Source organism: Vibrio sp. V42_P2S4T144 (assembly GCF_009904715.1).
GTDB classification, from domain to species: Bacteria; Pseudomonadota; Gammaproteobacteria; order Enterobacterales; family Vibrionaceae; genus Vibrio; species Vibrio alginolyticus.
The window spans coordinates 1-5937 of sequence record NZ_WXWS01000611.1; the positions used below are offsets into that span (position 1 = coordinate 1).

Here is a 5937-nt window from a genome sequence, read left to right on the forward strand (position 1 = left end):
TGTGTTGTCACCATTACATGTAAGGTTATTAAAAATAAAGGCTAACCAGTTGGTTAGCCTTTATTGATATTACTGCTACAATTTTGCTTTGGCTTTTACGCGGACTTTAATTAACACATCACCATCGACCAACCTAAGGTCGAATATTGGTGAATGTCGCGGTGGTGACTCCATCACTTTGTGACGACAACGATTTTACGTCTGCGCTAAAGTAATATGGATTAAGTGGCATTTTATTCTCTGCTGGTCGCGCGTAGTAAAGCTTGGCAGGCTGTTTTGCCATTTGTTGCGCGTACAAATACCCGACCAACGCATGTTCAAACTGGTGGTAACCATTTCCCCAATGGAACGCTTTGGTTGATTTAGGGCTTAGACCGACGCCTCCATATTGATGATCCACCCATACGTCCATAAAAGTGGGTAACGTGTATTGAAGCGTTTCTTTCATCGAACCATCGACAAGAGAAACTGTCATTGCCGCTTGATCGAGCTCTGCCCATTCCCAAGACGAGCTATAGTGCTTGTATGGTCTTGATTGCCAAGCAGGAATGCTCTCTTGCGTCCATTTACTCTGCCATTCTGGTGAGAAAAGCGCTTTGACTTGCTCAAAGTTTTGCTGGTATTGCGCTTGCTTAAGCGTGTGTTTCATTCCTTTGAAACCAAACTCTGTCCACTTTGAATTTTCCAACAACTGACCTGTCAGATACGTCATCCAATACGCCTTGATGGTGTGTCCAAAATCATTGTGTTTCGCATCTGGCATCATTACCGCTTTGTGGTGTATCGCGCCATAAAAGCGCTGCTCTTTGACGGAATGGTAGTTATCTATCATCACTTGCGTCAGCCATTGCAGATCTTGCTTCCACTTGGCTTGCGCTGGCGGTGGTAAAAGTGGCGCCGTTAACAACAGATAGCCATTGATCTGGTCAAGTTGAGCGACTAGCTCTTGCTGCTTCGCACTTTCCCCATCACCGTCTTTCAAAACCCACGCCAGACCGCGATCATCGCTTCGTCGGTATTGTTTAAATATAAACGCTTGCTGGTCGATAAGCGCTTGTTCGACCTTTGGATCTTGAGTCAAGTAGTAGTACATCGCCAAACCCACTAAGGCGTATGCTTGGTCTTGAGAAGTTCGTTGTTGCCACTCCATCCCCGGTTTCCCACTACGCGTAAAGCTCACAAAGCCGCCGTTTTTCTCATCTTGTAGATGATCAATCAGGTAATAAGCCCCTTTCTTTGCCAGCTCTAATGCTTGCTTGTCACCCGTAAGATGAAAAAGCACGCCATAAGCGTAAATTTGGCGCGATTTCATGCGGGTGTATTCGCGATCGAAGTGCGGGCTAATCCACCCTTCGTTTAATTCTCCACACGGCTTTTGTGGGTCGAGAATGACACCGTTATCACAACGAAAAGTCGGAAAATTCCCCGCAGGTTGTCCATGCGCGCTTTCCATCATCCAATATGGGGCTAGGCCATTCGTCACATGGTTTAACCAATCATCCCCCGAAGGCAGGCCTACATCAGCAAAGCTGCTCATGCTCGTCGTTGCGAGCAATAAGGTAAGATATTTAAAAGACATAACACTCAATTAAGTTATTGAATTTTATCCAGTATAAATAACTCCCTTCACGCATATTGTTGTCGTGCTCACAATAGCCTTACGCATTTGTTTGCATCAATCATCTTTCAGCCTTGTTCGATGACTGAGCCGAGAATAAACGCTACTCTGTCTTCGACTGACATTTTGGGCACTTCGATCAATTGATAACCAAATTTGTGATAAGCGTTGACCATCTGTTGATACGTAGCCACCGTTTCAGAAAAATCTTGCTTTCGCTCTTCGTCGTTGCTGAATATCGACGTCCACGGTGGAAAAATGAATACTTGAGAATGATAACGAAGCATCTGGCAATGCGTGATGAGCTCATGCGAGATTGGAAGTTGTTCCAACTTACTGTAGCCATATACGTCCACAATACTGCGATCAAAAAACACGTCCCCTTGGTGGGCATTGAAAGCTCGGTAATTACTCACTTCTGCCTTCATCATTTCGTCTCGAAAAGCTTGTTTGTCATTCCAAGGTAATGCTGAACCGTGATTGGCAACCTGCGTTTGTATTATTTGACGGCCGGTTTCTGGCGCGCAGATAAAGCCTTGTGTTTTTAGTTGTTCGATAACCGAGGTTTTTCCTGCACCGGGACCACCAGTGAATACGATGAGTTTGTTCAAAATCTTTTCCTTATTTTTTGTTTGAGTGAAGTAATGCGTGTACAGCCAAGAAAATTGGCATCATTTGGCGTTTGAAATTGGCATGGCATTTGGCACGCCAGCGTTAAGCGAGATCGTTAGTGGAAAGTTTTGGGGTAGAAATGAGCAGTGAAAAATATTGATGAAATGAAAGCTTAAACGGCGTGTTCAGCGTTTATGAAAAACGGAGGAATTTTGAGCGAACCAAACGTACCCAAAATATTGGGTTAGGAAATGGTGCGATTGGTTCTGCTGGTTAACACGTCAATTGGATATCTATATCAAGAAAATGGCACCTAAGCCTAAGAACGCAAAGAAACCGACGACATCGGTAACGGTCGTCAATACTACCGAGCCAGCCACGGCGGGGTCAATGTTAAACTTTTTCAACGTGAATGGTATCAACGTACCCGATGCCGCGGCCGCCAAACTATTGAGGAAAATGGCACAGCAAATAATAAGCGCCAATGGCAAAGAGTCAAACACCATGTAAACGACACCCGCGATCACCAATCCCATAATTAACCCATTAATGGTGGCGATTTTTAATTCCTTATTCACCAATAGCTTCAAGTTACTTTGGTGCAAGTGGTTCAATGCGATACCCCGAATGGCCACCGCTAAGGTTTGGCTACCTGCGATGCCGCCCATACTCGCCACAACGGGCATTAAGATAGCAAGCGCAACGACTTGCTCGACCACATTATCAAAAAGCCCAATAATGGCGGAGGCTACGAAAGCGGTCAGCAAGTTAATCACCAACCAAAGTGCTCTTAGCCTTGTCGCCACGCTTAATGGTGTGAACAAATCTTCTTCGCTTCGTACGTTTTCTGCCACTACAGCTTGTAGGCTGAGTTCGCGCAACGTAATCGCAATGGTCGCCATCGACAAGACGCCCATAATTTTGCCACCAGCCATGATAGGAAACCAATGTGCTCCACCATCAATCGAGACTTGTTTGCTGACGCTTTGAATCGTTTGAATATCTTCTAGAATTGGCGTAACTACGGTCAAGTCGGTAAGTTTGATATGATTTTCGTGCAGCAACAGGGTATGCGGCTCTATCGTACCAATCACACCACTTGCATCACGCACAATAATCAACCGCACAGGACTTTGCCCGCGTTTTAGCAGCTCGGTTTTTATGCCTCCTACGCTGTTTTTAGGGTTTGCGACCAGAAAGTGAGGCTCGGCATAACGTCCAACTTTGTTGTCTTCATACGACAATGCTTGTTGGATATGCGCGACAGACTCTTCACTTTGATCAATAAGGTATTCATCTACAAATTCGGTCGGTAGAAAGTCCGCAAAGATGATCAGTTCTGAATCCGTTATGTACGCCAAGCGTTCATGTTGTAATTCTTTATTGAGTGATTGATGAATGTGCTTGGCGGTGTCGTATCGGAGCAAATTTAATACCGTCCAATACTTCTCAGGCGGCACTGCTTCTATGACACGCTTACGGTAAGCAATGTTGACCGATTCCAAAATGTTCGCAATCTGTGCTTCTTGATAGTCTTTCAAAAAGCTCAAGTCTTCGGTCGATTCTATCGCTTTAATGATCTCAGCAAGCAAATGTGGCACTTTGCGGTTAATTTGCAATTGGTTGGAATCTATCATTACTTTTACCTAAAGCTTTCACTACCACATTCGCCGCATTGACGATATGTGCTATCCGAAGGCATGAATTCTTGATGTTAAAATTCTAGGCGATAGTTGACTTAATTGCGGAATTTATATTTCGCTCGCAGAAACAAAACGCCTCTGCATCAGTTCATGGTATAGACTTGAATGTGTGTCAGGCTCATTCGCCTTGTTTGATAATGGAGTAATCAATGGCACCTGTATTTTTTCTGACTCAGCAGGCCGCCTTACCAAGTCGTAAGGTGCTTCGTAAAGTGATTCAATTTTCGACAGCGCTGGCTCAGCCTATTGTAGTTTTAGTGGAAGACCATCGCCGAAGTGAAGATCACGCATTCGCTCATTTTCTCAGTTTCAACTCTGACCATATAGAAAAAAGACAAGCTGAGTTTGAAGCTTGGACCTTAAAGTTCAACGCATTAATTGTCGAACTTTGTGAAGAAGAAGAGCTTGAAACACCAACGCTCTCTTACGAGCATTTCAAAGGGAGCCATTGGGTTGAGCAAGTTGCGAAACGACTTGTTGACCACACTGACTTACTGCTCGTGGGACACTTTAACAAACACGAGATTCAAACGATGCTCACAGAACTAGCACAACAAGATTGCGACTTGTTGCTACTGAGTGAGCGTTCATGGCCTTCTCACGCCAACATGCTTTGTGCAATCGACCCACTTCATCGAGGGGATGAAAAGTCGATAGTAGATAAAGCCATCGTCTCGCGAGGCTCAAAATTAGAACAAACCTTAAGCGGGAAAATGACGCTCGTTTACTGCCGATACGTCGCGCCATACCTCTCTCGCTATCGTGCAGAGATATTAAGCAATCAAAAAGCAGGCATTACAGATTTTATTACTGCGCAAAAGTTAACGCGAGTTCCATTACTATTACCGGAAGGAAACCCTGAAACGGCGTTACCAAAAGCAGTTAAGCAATCACAAGCAGCGATTTTGATTATGGGTGCATGTAAACGAAGCATGTCATCCCAATTTTGGTCTGGCAGCACTGTAGACACGTTACTTGACCAACCACCTTGTGACCTACTGTTGGTCAACAGCTCCAAGGGCTGACTAGGTATTCCCTATTAATCTATCCTTTCAATACCAAGCGCAGTTATTGGCTCTTTACATCTTCTAACTGCGCGACTTCATGCTCTGCGTTCAAGGCTTGTTTCTGCTGCTGTTTTATTTCATCCCAACTGCGTCCCGACTCAATCGCAGATACACGCTGATCGTATTTGTTGCAGGCTCTTTCGAGTACTTTCTCAGGATCTATCCCCTTTTCTCTTTCCAACGCTTTTAATACGTTAAGGTAGTTCCACAACACATCGCCTAACTCGTCTTCCAAATGACAAAGGCGATCCTCACGAATCTCTTCGCGGACTTCATCAACTTCTTTGCCAATGGCCTCCAGATAAGTCTCTACGCCTTTAAACCAAGTATTGGTTTGGTCATATTGAGATTTTCTCGTCGCAATTGCATACAGCTCATCAAATTTCTTCATTGCCTCTCCGTAGAACACGTTTTTATTTATGCCTTTTTAGGACGAATAAACTTCCCTTTAGCCGTCACTCTAACTTCGCTTTCGACCCGCAATTGAGCCACCAGTTGATATATACCGCGTCGTTCACCTTCACAGTGTGCAGTAATCGTGACTCGATCATCTAACTGAATAGGTGCATGGTAGCGCACATCCAACTGCGCCGTAAGGGCTTGAATGTCTCTAGATAACAAACAATGCGTCATTGCACCATCGAGAAGCGAACTGGCAATACCACCATGCAACAGGTCTGTGTAACCTTGATGACGCGGTAAAACGTGAAACTCTCCGACAACAGAACCATCGGCTAGGTATTGGTAGTTCACGGCCAAAGAGTTCGGATTCACATTAATTGAAGAACAAACCGCACATTGATGATGATATTCGTGAGTGTAATGACAGTAGCTGTTTGTGGACATGATAGTTACTCGGTTTCTCAAAAGAGTAATTAGCATATGCCAACAATTAAAAAGAAACGGCGAGTAATCTTTGTTTGCATGTTGCAGGGCC

6 protein-coding genes are annotated in these 5937 nt (G+C 44.5%); 1 reads left to right on the forward strand and 5 read right to left on the reverse strand.

Annotation, left to right across the window (positions count from 1 at the left end):
- Positions 1–133: 133 nt before the first annotated feature.
- From CAG68_RS19980 to CAG68_RS19990, 3 genes are all read right to left on the reverse strand, one after another.
- Positions 134–1579: an AGE family epimerase/isomerase gene (locus tag CAG68_RS19980; protein ID WP_161441566.1), complete on the reverse strand. Its 1446-nt coding sequence runs from the start codon at positions 1577–1579 to the stop codon at positions 134–136.
- 107 nt (positions 1580–1686) lie between these two features.
- Positions 1687–2229: an AAA family ATPase gene (locus CAG68_RS19985; protein WP_054577844.1), complete on the reverse strand. Its 543-nt coding sequence runs from the start codon at positions 2227–2229 to the stop codon at positions 1687–1689.
- Positions 2230–2523: 294 nt separating this feature from the next.
- Complete coding sequence (locus CAG68_RS19990; RefSeq protein ID WP_047101467.1) at positions 2524–3867, reverse strand: magnesium transporter; 1344 nt, start codon at positions 3865–3867, stop codon at positions 2524–2526.
- Between the two features lie 215 nt (positions 3868–4082).
- Here CAG68_RS19990 and CAG68_RS19995 point away from each other — a divergent pair, with 215 nt between their 5' ends.
- Positions 4083–4958, forward strand: a complete 876-nt coding sequence (locus tag CAG68_RS19995) for a universal stress protein (protein ID WP_005376485.1) — start codon at positions 4083–4085, stop codon at positions 4956–4958.
- Positions 4959–5001: 43 nt separating this feature from the next.
- On the opposite strand, the gene CAG68_RS20000 is transcribed toward CAG68_RS19995, so the two are convergent.
- Both CAG68_RS20000 and CAG68_RS20005 read right to left on the reverse strand, forming a co-directional pair.
- Positions 5002–5391, reverse strand: coding sequence for a MazG nucleotide pyrophosphohydrolase domain-containing protein (locus CAG68_RS20000; RefSeq protein WP_054574607.1), 390 nt, complete (start codon positions 5389–5391; stop codon positions 5002–5004).
- 26 nt (positions 5392–5417) lie between these two features.
- Positions 5418–5846, reverse strand: a complete 429-nt coding sequence (locus tag CAG68_RS20005; RefSeq protein WP_054866349.1) for a PaaI family thioesterase — start codon at positions 5844–5846, stop codon at positions 5418–5420.
- Positions 5847–5937: the final 91 nt, after the last annotated feature.

Excerpts from the sequence above, each read along its gene's own strand:
- CAG68_RS19980 (WP_161441566.1), bottom strand. The coding sequence starts at position 1,579 with ATGTCTTTTAAATATCTTACCTTATTGCTCGCAACGACGAGCATGAGC.
- CAG68_RS19990 (WP_047101467.1), bottom strand. The coding sequence starts at position 3,867 with ATGATAGATTCCAACCAATTGCAAATTAACCGCAAAGTGCCACATTTG.
- CAG68_RS19995 (WP_005376485.1), top strand. The coding sequence starts at position 4,083 with ATGGCACCTGTATTTTTTCTGACTCAGCAGGCCGCCTTACCAAGTCGT.
- CAG68_RS20000 (WP_054574607.1), bottom strand. The coding sequence starts at position 5,391 with ATGAAGAAATTTGATGAGCTGTATGCAATTGCGACGAGAAAATCTCAA.
- CAG68_RS20005 (WP_054866349.1), bottom strand. The coding sequence starts at position 5,846 with ATGTCCACAAACAGCTACTGTCATTACACTCACGAATATCATCATCAA.